At 55.2% G+C, this 13,437-nt stretch carries 14 protein-coding genes and 1 pseudogene; 8 read left to right on the forward strand and 7 right to left on the reverse strand.

What is annotated here, in order from left to right; all coding sequences use genetic code 11:
- The first annotated feature begins 146 nt into the window (after window positions 1–146).
- Both KGB07_RS21780 and KGB07_RS21785 read left to right on the forward strand, forming a co-directional pair.
- Window positions 147–1,121 carry a quinone oxidoreductase family protein gene (locus KGB07_RS21780; RefSeq protein WP_223466530.1) on the forward strand — a complete coding sequence of 325 codons (975 nt, stop codon included), beginning with the start codon at window positions 147–149 and terminating at the stop codon, window positions 1,119–1,121.
- Entirely contained in the window at window positions 1,118–2,044 is a 927-nt protein-coding gene (locus KGB07_RS21785; protein ID WP_223466532.1) for a LysR family transcriptional regulator, read from the forward strand. Before KGB07_RS21780 ends, KGB07_RS21785 begins: the two co-directional genes overlap by 4 nt.
- 292 nt (window positions 2,045–2,336) lie before the next feature.
- Here KGB07_RS21785 and KGB07_RS21790 read toward each other — a convergent pair whose 3' ends face one another.
- Together KGB07_RS21790 and KGB07_RS21795 are read right to left on the reverse strand one after the other, a co-directional pair.
- Complete coding sequence (locus KGB07_RS21790) at window positions 2,337–2,591, reverse strand: hypothetical protein (RefSeq protein ID WP_185754777.1); 255 nt, start codon at window positions 2,589–2,591, stop codon at window positions 2,337–2,339.
- Between the two features lie 447 nt (window positions 2,592–3,038).
- Window positions 3,039–3,377 carry a hypothetical protein gene (locus tag KGB07_RS21795; protein ID WP_046040518.1) on the reverse strand — a complete coding sequence of 113 codons (339 nt, stop codon included), beginning with the start codon at window positions 3,375–3,377 and terminating at the stop codon, window positions 3,039–3,041.
- Window positions 3,378–3,692: 315 nt separating this feature from the next.
- Here KGB07_RS21795 and KGB07_RS21800 point away from each other — a divergent pair, with 315 nt between their 5' ends.
- From KGB07_RS21800 to KGB07_RS21820, 5 genes are read left to right on the forward strand one after another with little or no spacing between them, the layout of a single operon-like run.
- Window positions 3,693–5,165 carry a cytochrome c oxidase subunit II gene (locus KGB07_RS21800; protein WP_046040482.1) on the forward strand — a complete coding sequence of 491 codons (1,473 nt, stop codon included), beginning with the start codon at window positions 3,693–3,695 and terminating at the stop codon, window positions 5,163–5,165.
- Between the two features lie 49 nt (window positions 5,166–5,214).
- Window positions 5,215–6,990, forward strand: a complete 1,776-nt coding sequence (ctaD, locus tag KGB07_RS21805) for a cytochrome c oxidase subunit I (protein ID WP_046040485.1) — start codon at window positions 5,215–5,217, stop codon at window positions 6,988–6,990.
- On the forward strand, window positions 6,987–7,679 hold the full coding sequence (locus KGB07_RS21810; protein ID WP_223466534.1) for a cytochrome c oxidase subunit 3: 693 nt from the start codon (window positions 6,987–6,989) through the stop codon (window positions 7,677–7,679). The genes ctaD and KGB07_RS21810 overlap by 4 nt, the downstream gene beginning before the upstream one ends.
- Window positions 7,680–7,685: 6 nt before the next feature.
- On the forward strand, window positions 7,686–8,411 hold the full coding sequence (locus KGB07_RS21815; RefSeq protein ID WP_046040488.1) for a heme-copper oxidase subunit III family protein: 726 nt from the start codon (window positions 7,686–7,688) through the stop codon (window positions 8,409–8,411).
- 13 nt (window positions 8,412–8,424) lie between these two features.
- On the forward strand, window positions 8,425–8,742 hold the full coding sequence (locus KGB07_RS21820; RefSeq protein ID WP_046040489.1) for a cytochrome C oxidase subunit IV family protein: 318 nt from the start codon (window positions 8,425–8,427) through the stop codon (window positions 8,740–8,742).
- 33 nt (window positions 8,743–8,775) lie between these two features.
- Here KGB07_RS21820 and KGB07_RS21825 read toward each other — a convergent pair whose 3' ends face one another.
- From KGB07_RS21825 to KGB07_RS21840, 4 genes and pseudogenes are all read right to left on the reverse strand, one after another.
- Window positions 8,776–9,336, reverse strand: coding sequence for a hypothetical protein (locus KGB07_RS21825; RefSeq protein WP_046040490.1), 561 nt, complete (start codon window positions 9,334–9,336; stop codon window positions 8,776–8,778).
- A gap of 133 nt (window positions 9,337–9,469) precedes the next feature.
- Window positions 9,470–9,760, reverse strand: a complete 291-nt coding sequence (locus KGB07_RS21830) for a hypothetical protein (protein ID WP_046040491.1) — start codon at window positions 9,758–9,760, stop codon at window positions 9,470–9,472.
- 629 nt (window positions 9,761–10,389) lie between these two features.
- A complete protein-coding gene (locus KGB07_RS21835; RefSeq protein ID WP_185754774.1) occupies window positions 10,390–10,797 on the reverse strand; it encodes a hypothetical protein in 408 nt (135 codons plus the stop codon).
- 498 nt (window positions 10,798–11,295) lie between these two features.
- A pseudogene (locus KGB07_RS21840) lies at window positions 11,296–11,525 on the reverse strand (formaldehyde dehydrogenase, glutathione-independent); the annotation flags it as partial.
- Window positions 11,526–12,087: 562 nt separating this feature from the next.
- Here KGB07_RS21840 and KGB07_RS21845 point away from each other — a divergent pair.
- The gene (locus KGB07_RS21845; RefSeq protein WP_046040493.1) at window positions 12,088–13,191 is read left to right on the forward strand and encodes a GlxA family transcriptional regulator; all 1,104 of its coding nucleotides are present in this window, start codon (window positions 12,088–12,090) and stop codon (window positions 13,189–13,191) included.
- 82 nt (window positions 13,192–13,273) lie between these two features.
- On the opposite strand, the gene KGB07_RS21850 is transcribed toward KGB07_RS21845, so the two are convergent.
- Window positions 13,274–13,437 (reverse strand): NAD(P)(+) transhydrogenase (Re/Si-specific) subunit beta (locus KGB07_RS21850; protein ID WP_223466535.1); only part of this gene is annotated, 164 nt, incomplete at its 5' end.

Here is a 13,437-nt window from a genome sequence, read left to right on the forward strand (position 1 = left end):
ACGTACTGACGCCTGCCATTCGCGATTACATTGCTGCAATCAGTGCATTAATGTCCTGCAATCACCCCATCTTGTTCATCAGCAGGTCAGTTCTCACACTGAGGCCACTTGTTTGATAGCGGCTTCTGACTGAAGGAGAAATGACCATGGTATCTGCGATCCGGTTTAACCAGTTCGGCAACCCTGAAGTACTCAACCTGGAGACGTTGAGCGAACAAACGCCAGGCCAGGGCGAGGTCTGGCTTGAGCAAGAGGCTGTAGGTGTCAACGTTCTCGACGTTACCCAGCGCAAGGGGGCGGTGCCCATAGCGTTGCCATCCGGGCTTGGGCTGGAAGGCGCTGGGCGTGTCGCAGTTGTGGGGGCGGGTGTCAGTAACGTACGAGTAGGGGATCGCGTGGCCTATGCCACCGGCCCTATCGGTTCCTATGCTTCGGCCCGGATTTATCCGGCAGAGCGGCTGGTCAAAATTCCGGATTCGCTGTCGTTCGATGATGTCGCAGCCGTCATGTTCAAGGGCATCACTGCGCAGTACCTTTTGAAAACCACCTATCCCGTAGGGCCCGGCACAACCATGCTCCTCTACGGTGTGGCTGGAGGACTGGGGGAAATCATGGTGCCGTGGGCAAAACACTTGGGTGCCACCGTGATCGGCGTGGTTTCAAAGCAGGCCAGTGTCGAGAAAGCCCAGGCGTCGGGATGCGATGAAGTGCTGGTGTTCGATGCTGACAACCTGGCTTGCGAAGTCGCTCGTATCACCGAGGGTAAAATGGTCGACGTCGTCTATGACCCGATAGGGCGAGTTTCTTTCCAGGCATCCCTGGATTGCTTGCGACCACGGGGTCTGATGGTATCGTTTGGCGCTTCATCGGGTGCGCCGTCAGCCGTGGAGTTGTCGACACTCAATGCCAAAGGCTCTCTGTTCCTCACTCGTCCTTCGTTGGCAGCCCATACGGCGAGCGCTTCCGAGTACCAGGAGCGAGCACAGGATGTGTTGGCCGCCATCGGTGCGGGTATTATCAAACCTTCGGTCCGGGCAAGCTACTCTCTGGCGGATGCAGCATTGGCGCATGCGGACCTGGAGTCGGGGCGTTCATCGGGGGCGATCATTTTAAAACCATGAATCTTGATGTTCTGAACAATCAGCACAGTGACGAAATCGCTGCGTTTCTGGCCGTGGCCTCGCAAGGCTCATTTGTCGGGGCTGGCCGGCTATTGCAGCGACACCCAACCGTCGTCTCAAAGCGACTCGCCGCAATGGAAAAACGCCTCGGCGTTCGGCTCGTGGAGCGCTCCACCCGGCAGGTTCGAATGACTGAAACAGGCGCCAGGTTGGAGCAGCGCCTGCGCTCGGCCATCGAGTTGATGAATGAAGCGCAGCAACAAGCGTCCGAGGGCGCCAGCGAAATCCGCGGTACGTTGCGCCTTGCATTGCCGGCAGCCATGGGCAGGCGTTGGCTTGGCCCGATGCTGCCGGAGTTTCTCAAGGCTCATCCGCATGTCTCGATCCTTGCAGACTACAGCGAGCGTCTGGTCAACATCATCGATGAAGGTTTTGACGTGGCGATCCGAATCGGAGAGTTGGAAGACAGCCGGTTGATCGCCAAAAAACTGAGTGACCATCGCCGGATACTCTGTGCCTCGCCTGCTTATATCAGGCAGCACGGCATGCCCGAAACGCCACAGGACCTGATCAGGCACAACTGCCTTCGCTTCAGCGGCCTTGCGTCTTTTCCCCAGTGGAGACTCCATCGCGGCAATGAGCTGCAGACGATTTCTCCCAAAGGAAACCTGACGGCCAATGACAGCGAATCATTACTGGCAGCGGCCCGCGCCGATGCGGGAATACTGGGGGCAGGTGACTGGTTGATGAGTCGTGATATTGCTGCCGGGAGGCTGTTGCATGTCCTTCCCGACTGGCAATTGGATACCGCCGGTGGGGTCTATCTGGTCAGGCCATCGGCCAGGTTTCCGGGCGCGGTGGTCGTCGCCTTCAAACAATGGATCGAGTCAAAGTTCATCCCCGCGCCCCCATGGGACATTTGACCGGTTGACCTTCAGTTCCGAACTGACCGACACATGGCTGCCGGTCATGTGTGTTTACAAAATCAGGTGGTGATTCACTTTTTCCATTGGATCAAAGCCAATACAGGGTAGCTGCGGACCACAGCCAGCCGATGCAGAGGGTGATAGCAAGGTAGATCGCCACAATCATCAGAGGCTGATTCCACATGACACACCTCCCATAACCGCTTTTTTTACAGGGGGGGCCTGGTAAATGGGCGCTCGCACGAGCAATACCGCAATCATCAAGCCATTTGAGTGAAAGACGCATTTGTCAGAACACTCCAAGGGTGAACTCCATCGCCAGTACAGCGGACAACGCCAGCGTCATCACCAACACAATAAACATCAGACTCAACTCAGCGAGTTGCTTATAAAGTGGCATCGGCCGTTTCGTGATTCGAGCCATTGATCTATTAGTGGAAGCCATCACCCCATCCTCACGTTTGCGTGGAACACGCACCACAGGCTTGACCTGGGCAACAAGGCGATGGAACTGCATGGTGGTGTCGCTCGTTTCATTTTTCACCCCTCGCGTCATGCCTAATCTGGCGAGCCCCGCCGTTTCCATGATGTCCGGGACGACAGCTGTTGCGGGTATCAGGTGCGGTGCAACTAATGAGCCATTTCAATAGAGCGAAGAAAAAACTCAAATGAATTAACAAGCTGCGTCTGAGGGTTTCAAGCGAGAAAAGGGGGGAGGGGGAATGTTCCTCAAATTTGGTGGCAAACGACTGGTTGGGTGGGTGTAGTACCCCATTTATGGAGAGAGTCGCGGCCCTGTTTCACCGATCGCTTTTGGCAGGGGCTACTTGCCCCTGAGGCAAGGTGGATTTAACGGGGCGGGAAGGGCCGCTTCTGTCTGTAGTTTCAATCGGTCGAAGCAACACACCGAATTCTGTTTAAAAGACCAGTGAGTTTTCGGCACCGCACATTACCCCGCGGAGAAACTCCGATGCCGGGAATTAAGTAACCGCTACTCAAGCAGTTGATCAATCAACACCGCGTTGGTGTAGATCAAACTGCCGTCACTCGCTCGGTGCCCGACCAGATGAAACTGACCGCGCTCGTCGTGCAAATAGACACGCATCTGGCAGTCGGACAAGGGGGCGTATCCCTCGGGCATGATCAAGTCCATCGAGTCCATATCGACATCGACCATGGCTTCACGCTCGTGGGTCTTCTGCAAGCGCTCTTCGGCCTGCTCCAGACGGACATGCAGAGGTCCGTCGACGTAGAAATGGACTTCCCCCATCGGGGTGGACTTTTGGGCGCCGCTGGTTTTGCACCAGCCTTCGATCGTCAGGGCACTCATGACGAAACCTCCCATGTGGATTGCTGGAATCGGTAGCTATCGTTGCTTCTCAATGCCTTCACTTATGTTTGATGACTGCACAAGGGCAGGGTTCGACTTTTGGCGCCGCTTCTGGCCAATCCCTGGTGTCCGTCATCAAAAATTCAGTATAGCCGGTCGCCGGGCCTCACCTGCCAACCTCACGGTAAACCGGATGGGCTCTATACTTCCTACTGACTTTGCCGCCCGGATGGGTGGTATTTGTCTGCCCTGCTTGGACGTCAGTGGCGATGCGTTTGCATAACCAATGAACAACAGGAATAGGATGAAGAGGAAATGGCAGTAGCAATTATCCTGATACTAATCGTTATTGCATCAGTGCTATTCCACATACTTGCGCCTTGGCAGGCGACACCGGCGGCTTCCAACTGGGGGTCCATAGACACCACCCTGTTCATCACCTTGATCATCAGCGGAATATTTTTCATTGCCATCACGGTATTCATGGCAGTAGCGGTGATGCGGTATCGTCACAAGGAGGGTGCCAGGGCGGCCTACCAGCCAGAAAATAAAAAGCTGGAACTATGGTTGATTATCGTTACCTCGATTGGTATTGCCGGGATGTTGGCGCCAGGGCTGGTTGTCTACAACGATTTCGTCCGGGTGCCTAAAGAGGCTTACGAACTTGAAGTAATCGCCCAGCAGTGGCAGTGGGCCTTTCGTTTTCCCGGCCAGGACGGGAAGTTGGGCAAGTCGGATATCAAGTTTGTTGATTCCGCCAACCCCCTCGGCCTTGATCCCAAGGATCCTGCAGGGCAGGACGATGTGCTTGTAATGAATAATGAAGTTCGCCTTCCGCTCGATCGGCCGGTGAAAGTCTTGCTGCGCGCTAAAGATGTCCTGCACGATTTCTATGTGCCGCAAATTCGCAGCAAGATGGATATGGTGCCAGGGATGGTGTCGTACTTTTGGTTTACGCCGACTAAAACCGGAAAATACGAAGTCCTTTGCGCTGAATACTGTGGCGTAGGTCATTACAACATGCGCGGCCATATGATCGTGGAAGAGCAGGGAGTCTTCGATCAATGGCTCAAAGGTCAGCCGACTTTTGCGCAGACATTGACGACAGCTGCCAAACCCGGTCGAGACAGCGTGCTGGAAAAAGGCCGCCAGTTGGTCGAACAACTCGGCTGCAAGGCCTGCCATAGCCAGGATGGCGGTGCCAGTCTCGGACCGGGATGGAAGGGGTTGTACGGCCGCACTGAACAGCTTGCCGATGGCACCCGTGTGCAGGTCGACGAGGCCTACCTGAAAGAGTCGATTCTCGATCCGAAGGCCCGACTGGTACAGGGCTACCCGCCGGTCATGGTGGCCTATACTCTCAAGGACGATGAGCTGGGTGCTGTCATCGCCCTGATCAAATCACTGGGTGCTGCGGGGCAAGTCGATGAACCTTCGACCGGCGAAGCGTCGAGCCCGGGTGAAGACTTGGTGGCGCAGGGACAGCGACTGGCCGGGTCGCTCGGCTGTCTGGCCTGCCACAGTGTCGATGGCAACAAGGGAGTCGGCCCCAGCTGGCTGGGCCTGTATGGCAAGACGGAAACCTTTGCCGACGATACGAGCGTAAAGGTCGATGAGGGCTATATCAGAGATTCGGTTCTTCATCCCAATGCCAAAATCGTCAAGGGCTATGCAGCTGTCATGCCGGCCCTGGCTCCGAGTGACAAGGAGCTGGATGCACTGATCGCTTTTATCAAATCCAAAGCGAATGCTGACGCTGATTCGAACAAGGCGGAGCCAGGGAAGTAGCCGTAAAACAGCCAGGAATACACTGAAACTTCGGCAGGAGGATGACGTGATGGCCTATGCGGAGCAAGCCGAAACAGAAGCACTGCACGAGCCCAAAAGTTTCCTGACCAAATACATCTGGAGTCAGGACCACAAGGTCATAGCCATTCAGTATTCGTTGACGGCCATCTTCGTGGGGCTTATCGCTCTGGTATTGTCCGGCTTGATGCGCATGCAGATAGGCTTCCCCGGTAGTTTGGCGTTCATGGACGCCAGTACTTATTATCAGGCGATGACCATGCACGGCATGATCATGGTCATTTACTTGCTCACGGCCTTGTTTCTGGGTGGCTTCGGCAACTATCTGATCCCGCTGATGGTGGGCGCCCGCGACATGGTCTTCCCCTACGTCAATATGCTCAGCTACTGGTTTTACCTGGTGGCGGTACTGGTGTTGCTCAGCAGTTTTTTTGTCCCTGGCGGCCCCACAGGTTCCGGCTGGACGCTCTATCCGCCACAGTCCATTTCCCAGGGGACACCGGGGGTCGAGTGGGGCATTGTCCTGATGCTCGTCTCACTGGCGATTTTCATTGTCGCGGCCACCATGGGCGGGTTGAACTACGTCACCACAGTGTTGCAGGCGCGCACCCACGGCATGACCCTGTTTCGCATGCCGCTCTCGGTATGGGGCATCTTCATGGCCTCGATCATGGCCTTGTTGGCGTTCCCGGCGTTGTTTGTCAGTGCGGTGATGATGCTGTTCGACAAACTGTTGGGCACCAGCTTCTTCATGCCGGCGATGATCTCGCTGGGGCAGCAGCTCGATCACCAGGGTGGCAGCCCGATATTGTTCCAGCACCTGTTCTGGTTCTTCGGCCACCCGGAGGTCTATATCGTTGCTCTCCCTGCGTTTGGCCTGGTCTCCGACTTGATCAGTACCCATGCGCGTAAAAACATCTTCGGCTACCGAATGATGGTGTGGGCCATTATTGCGATTGGCGTACTCAGCTTTGTGGTCTGGGCGCACCATATGTATGTCAGCGGAATGAACCCGTACTTCGGCTTTTTCTTCGCCGTCACCACCTTGATCATCGCGGTGCCGACCGCGCTGAAAGTCTACAACTGGGTGCTGACCCTGTGGCAGGGCGACATCCACTTGACCGTGCCGATGCTGTTTGCCCTGGCCTTTATCGTCACCTTCCTGGTCGGCGGTCTGACCGGGTTGTTCCTTGGCAATGTGATTGTGGATATTCCGCTCTCGGACACCTATTTCGTCGTGGCCCATTTTCATATGGTCATGGGGGTTGCACCGGTCCTGGTGGTGTTCGGCGGTATTTATCACTGGTTCCCGAAAATCACCGGGCGCATGTGGAACGACACCCTGGGCAAGCTGCATTTCTGGATTACCTTTCTGGGCACCTACGCCATCTTCTTCCCCATGCACTACCTGGGTTTCCAGGGCATGCCACGTCGCTACTACGCCTATGAAAACTACGCGTTCATCCCGCAGTCCGCGCAAGACTTGAATGCCTTCATTACGGTGGTCGCATTGACGGTCGGCGTTTCCCAGTTGCTGTTCCTGTTCAACCTGTCCTGGAGTGCATTCAAGGGCAAGCCCGCAGGCAGCAATCCCTGGGGCGCGGCCAGCCTGGAATGGCAAACGCCGGACACCCCGCCGAAACACGGTAACTGGGGAGAGAAGTTGCCGGTCGTGCATCGCTGGGCCTATGACTACAGTGTGCCGGGGATAGAGCAGGATTTCGTGCCGCAAACGGTCTCCGCCGAGGAGCTGGAGCACATGCGGCAACTCAGTGCCGGGACCAAGATAGCGGACGTCAAGCCATGAACAGGCTGCTATTGAGAAACGCCGACGGCGCTGATCCCGGCGGCAGCTGGAGTCGCGACCCTGAGGGTATTCAGGCCGGCGAGGGTGCCGATAGAAGGCAAACCGCAAGGATAGGCCTGCGCTTGTTTCTGGTGGTGGTGAGTTCGTTATTCTTCCTCTTCCTGATCGCCTTTGTCGCCCGTTCACAAATGGCCGACTGGCTACCCCTGACAGAGCCTTTGGCGCCGTTAGGCAATCTCCGACCGCTCTGGCTGAATTCGGCTTTTCTGGTATTGAGTTGCATCGCACTGCAGTGCTCGCGAATGGCCGCCCGAAAGGCTCGGTTGGGCGCAACGGTCATTGGTTTTGCATTGGGGGGGGGCTTTGCCATTGCCTTTCTGGCGGGGCAACTCTGGGTCTGGCAGCAGTTTGTCGCCTGGGGCTACTTTGTCGCCAGCAATCCGGCCAACAGTTTCTTCTACCTGTTGACCGGTCTGCATGGGCTCCACCTGCTGGGCGGGCTGATCGCCTGGTGCTGGATCGTCGCTAAGTTCCTGCGTCATGTGCCACTGGCGCAACTCAGCGCCAGCGTAGAGCTCTGTGCCATCTATTGGCATTACTTGCTGGGCCTTTGGTTCGTGCTGTTCGCGCTGCTGGCCAGCTCGCCACAAACCTATGACGTCATCGCCAGATTCTGCGGCCTGAGGTGAACATCCATGGCATTGCTCCCGCAAGTCGAAGCCCAAGCCCAAGCCGAGATCAGTTCATCCAATCCACCAGGTTCGCTGCCTGCACCGGGATGGCAGGGCATCGCCAACGATTGGTCCTCGGATAAAGAGGCCTTCAAGCAGGTGCCCTGGGGCAAGGCGATGATGTGGATTTTCCTGCTCAGCGATACGTTTATATTCACCTGTTTTCTGACCGGCTACATGTCGGTACGCATGACCATCACCAGCGCCTGGCCGAACCCCAGTGAAGTGTTCGCATTGACGATCGGCGGCAGGGAAATCCCGCTTATCCTGATCGCCATCATGACCTTTGTGCTGATCAGCAGCAGCGGCACCATGGCCATGGCCGTCAATTTCGCCTATCGCCGTGATCGCGCGAAAACCACGGCCCTGATGCTGGCGACCGCTGCCCTGGGGGTGACTTTCGTCAGCATGCAGGCATTCGAATGGAGCAAGCTCATCGCAGAGGGGGTGCGTCCCTGGGGGAACCCCATGGGCGCGGCGCAATTTGGCGCCTGCTTTTTCATGATTACCGGTTTTCACGGACTTCATGTGTCAATCGGCGCCCTCTACCTCAGCATTGTGGCGCTGAAAGTAAGGCGCGGAGATTATGAGCGCTCCGGGAACTATCAGAACGTCGAGATAGCCGGGCTTTACTGGCACTTCGTGGATCTGGTGTGGGTATTTATTTTTGCATTCTTCTATTTATGGTAGAGGAGCACGGGTGATGGCACATGCTCAGGGTCAGCAACATCCAATCAGTTTGTACCTTAAGATCTGGGGGCTGTTATTCGTCCTCAGCACGCTGTCGTACCTTGTCGACTATTTCCACTTCCATGGTTACCTTCGGTGGACCCTGATTATTACTTTCATGTTGTTGAAGGCAGGTTTGATTGTCTCCATCTTCATGCATATGGCATGGGAGCGCCTGGCCATGGTCTACGCCATACTGGTGCCGCCTCTGTGTTTACTGGTGCTCATCGGGCTGATGGCCACCGAGGCAGACTATGTCTTCCTCAGCCGGGTCATTTTCTTTGGCCAGTAAGCAGCTTTTCGGATGGCCTTGAGTCTCCAGGCACTAACCCGATATCACTCGCTTGAACTGATGCCATTTGTGCTGCCAGGCCACTGTCCAGTGCGGGGCTGCCGCTCCTGTGCCGGCGATCTTCAGCTTCGGATGCTGATTGATTACCTGGTCCAGTACCGATTCCTGATTCGGTTCAACATCCACGAAGAAGATATGTTTGCCTTCTTTTACTGCCTGCTTGAAATTGCGGAAGTGAGTGTTCGGCACCTGGAACCCGAAAAAACCGCCTTCCCAGATGCAGAAGCCCAATACAACAATGGCAAGGAAGATAAAGGGCATCCAGCCTGCGGGGGATTCGGTCCAACCCATCCAATAGGCGCCAAGCAGGACCAACGCCGCGAGTGGCACACCGATCACCGCACCAATCTCACCAGAGTGAACAGCATCCTGTTCCATTAGTGAACTGATCTCGTGGAGGTGATGTTCTTCTACATCAGCGACTTTTTCACTTAGTACATGAATCTGTTCGGAATTGATGCCGCTGGCTTCCAATTCATATTCAACGGTTTCAAGATCGTTGAGATTGTCACTGATGTAATAGTGCCGGTTCATGCCACACCTCCCGTCTCGGGTTAGCTGTAGACCTCCTCTGTCCGGCAGCAGTTGGTAGTTGTACTGTGGGGAACGTTGCACACCCCGTGCAATTTGAAAAAAGTATAGCACTCGCCATCCTGCATACCGGTCGCTAGCTGATCTGCACAATGACCGGACCTTCCGTCACGATTGGCGGGTTCGCGTGGATATTCGATGCATTTTTCTGAATCCATTCACGCGCGACTTTCAGGCTTGCATCGCTGCCGGCCTTGTCCGTGCAAACAGTCACCGACGTGCCACCATCACCCGTATTCAACAGTGTGTAGCTGACGAGGCCAGGCACTGTCCGCAGGGTAGCTTCGACGTCGGCATTGCGCTCTTCCAACAGTTCGAAAAACTGCTTCGCTCCAGTACCCAGGTAGGTTCTTATCACCGCATACATAGTCGTCTCCCTTGGGAGTGCCGCCTTGGTGCCAATCCAGATCCGTTGATGGCCGCAATCACTTTAGGTTTCAGTTCGTCCTGATTTATTAAGCTTAGCCAAATGCTGGCGACAGTCGTATCGCAACGACCACCGGCCGCTTTTGGCTGATTGCGGCCTGCCACGACCGTCAGAGAACGACCCGAGTATCGGCCTCTCAGGATGGCAGGGGGTTATCTGCTCCCTGGTAGCGGCAATCGCAGTAGCCACCCAGGCTATCGCAGCAGACACAGAGAAACCAAAACCTGCATCGGAGGCCACCAAGACTAAATCGCCCCTGATTTCATTCACAATGAATGACTGCACAGCTCATTGCTGCCTGTTGTGAAGGGGGCCATCGACGGTGGATTCAACCGATCAGGAAGTGATGCAAGGGGGAAGTCGGAGAAATATCGTCTGGCTCTCGGTATTTGATGCTCCGACGGTGCGGCGGCACGACCTCCAGCTGATTGCAGTCATGCACAGCACCACTGGCCGCCTTGAATTTGGTGGCATAGGTGGGAGATGGGTAAGCCAAGATTTTACCTCAGAAAAGAGAACTGGCATTTGATCTTGCTATGGACGAGCTCCTAGACCTCTAGCCTTAGTCCTTAAAATAACCTGGTTATTTCATTCAAGACCCGATCCTGGATTTGAGTACTTGGTCTGTGGCGATAAGCCACTGCTAAAAAAGCAACTCCTTCGTAGTCGCAGCGGATCGAAAAAGTCATACCTTCACGAAACCCAAAGACTGATCTGTCTCCAGCATCAACAAAATATCTCGCTTTTGTAAGAGCCGCTCCGGCGTGCTTCAGGCAGTCAGTTTGGCTAAGCGAGTGTTGTATCCAGCTAGTAGTGACACGCACAGACGAAGTCTCGCTATCATCGATAGGTGGTCGAGTAATTTCTTTGGCAGGTGTAATAATATTTTCGTTACTGGTGCAAGCAGTCAGCCCCATTGAGATAACAGTAAATAAAAAGCCAAAACGAAGTCTCGAATGCTTAAGTGAGTTTCGCATCGCGGGGCGTTCCTCTGACGATGTGCAATGAATGAAGTTGCAGTTACTAATGTAATAGCGGATTTCTGATCTTTTGCTACCTGTCATCAGCGAATGCGACCAATGGTCGTACGTAGACCCGTCATGTGGTTTTTCTCGATTTTTAGGCTGACTAACCGAACATTCAGGTGAATCATGTCACCCAAAACGTACCTTTAGGTCACATCCCATATGTCGATAGTACGCTAGCTCAAGCCGCTCTAATGCATAATCCTTACCTGCCAAGGTAAGTTAAAAAGTGGTGGCGTCGAACGTACCTCGTGTCACTTTTTGCCTCACAAGACGTTTAACTTTGAGTTGCTTTAAATTGGCTTAAATTTTTAACGTGCTGAGTGAGGTAAGTTTGCAAGCTAAGTCTAAATTTGAAACTTTCCTGAACTTTGCAGTCGTCCGATGTGCTCAGTCTTTCGACTTTTATCAACATGACTAGATTTCCTTCGCATGGTGGCTCAGTCCCTTCGGACTTTGAAACAGACCTGCCACATGTATCACGCCCATCAGCGAGTGAGCACGGTGGCCGGGGCTTCGTGCTTCACGCCGTCATGACCATGACTACGGGCCTCGAAGCCGACGGCGTCGATGGCGCAATCCACTTCCGGTTCGCCGAGCAGTGCGGCGATCTGTTCGTGCAGTGGCGTGTCCAGGGACAGGTCGGCGATCTCGAAGCCCTGCGACTTTTGTCGGGCCATCAATGGATGTTCCTCGGTTGAGGTGAGACACGAGCGGCCACCGCCACCGCCACCGCCACCGTCAAATCGTTGAACTCAGATACCTCCATTGCGCAGGACATGGGTGTGCCGCGCCAGCATGAAGCAGGCGCGGCGTATGTCAGGGTTTTCCTCGAGCGTAGTTACTGGTACGCCTTGTCCCGGTCACAGAGCACTTTTATCGAGCATGGCGCTTGTGCCAGCCCAAATCGGGGCATTGGTCATTATTTTATTCAAAAACCGACATGTGGATGTCGGTGACAAGTAAGTTGTCGTTTATAGGCATCTCTCGCGTATATGCTACGAAAGTGCACAGCGTTGATGAGCGCAGGCACAAACTCAAGCGTTTTCCTTATGGCTCCCTCCCTGCAAACCCTCAGCTTAGAGACATTGGATGATGTCGTTTTTGGATCCGTTCAAACATATGTAACTGGGTATGACCTTTGCAGGTTGAACAGGAACAAACCCACCAACTTTTGGATGGGAGAATAAAAAGAGCCTTTGCCTGAGGCCAATCACTCGCTTTGTGTGAGGAGATACCGCGATGACGACGTTCAACTCCGGGGCCCAACCCCAGAACCGTGCGCCTCAATCCATCGGCTTTCTGCTGCTGGACAATTTCACGCTGATTTCTCTGGCGTCCGCTGTAGAACCGCTGCGGATGGCCAACCAGTTGTCCGGTCGCGAGCTGTATCGCTGGACCACCCTCACCGTCGATGGCGGCCAGGTCTGGGCCAGTGATGGCCTGCAAATCACCCCTGACGCCTCCATGCACAAAGCCCCGCCAATGGACATGATCATCGTTTGCGGTGGCGTCGGCATTCAGCGCACCGTTACCCGTGAACACGTATCCTGGCTGCAAAGCCAGGCCCGCAAGGCCTGCCGTCTCGGTGCGGTGTGCACCGGCAGCTGGGCCCTGGCCTGCGCCGGACTGCTCGATGGTTTCGATTGCAGCGTGCACTGGGAGTGCCTGGCGGCGATGCAGGAAGCTTTCCCGCGGATAGTAATGAGTACCCGTTTGTTCACCCTCGACCGTAACCGTTTCACCAGCTCCGGAGGCACCGCGCCGCTGGACATGATGCTGCACTTGATCAGCCGTGATCACGGGCGTGAACTGTCCGCTGCGATCTCGGAAATGTTCGTCTACGAGCGCATCCGCAACGAACAGGATCACCAGCGCGTGCCGCTCAAGCACATGCTCGGCACCAATCAACCGAAGTTGCAGGAAATCGTCGCGCTGATGGAGGCCAACCTCGAAGAGCCGATCGACCTGGACGAACTGGCGGTGTATGTCGACGTGTCCCGTCGCCAGCTGGAGCGGCTGTTCCAGAAGTACCTGCACTGCTCGCCGTCGCGTTACTACCTGAAACTGCGTCTGGTCCGTGCGCGACAGTTGCTCAAGCAAACGCCGATGTCGATCATCGAAGTGGCTTCGATCTGTGGCTTCGTGTCCACACCGCACTTCTCCAAGTGCTACCGCGAATACTTCGGCATTCCGCCGCGTGACGAGCGCGTCGGTTCCAATACCGCGCAGCAGGTGGCGATGATGCCGCTGCCGCAAGCATTGGTGCTCTCGCCGTTGGCCGGTTCGATGTCAGCTTTGAGCCAGGCACGTAACGAATCAACTTTTGCCAGCGTTCGTCTATAAATCTTCACCCCTATCCTGCGAAAGTGTGATGTTCGCAGGATAGGGGAGGGCGCTTCATTTTAGTGTTGCGCTGAGGCAGGACTTACTCGACGGCTTTGACCATGTCTTCGATGACCTTTTTAGCGTCGCCGAACACCATCATGGTTTTGTCCAGGTAGAACAGTTCGTTGTCCAGACCGGCGTAGCCACTGGCCATCGAGCGCTTGTTGACGATGATGGTCTTGGCCTTGAACGCTTCGAGGATCG

This window comes from Pseudomonas sp. GL-RE-26 (assembly GCF_019956275.1).
GTDB classification, from domain to species: Bacteria; Pseudomonadota; Gammaproteobacteria; order Pseudomonadales; family Pseudomonadaceae; genus Aquipseudomonas; species Aquipseudomonas grandcourensis.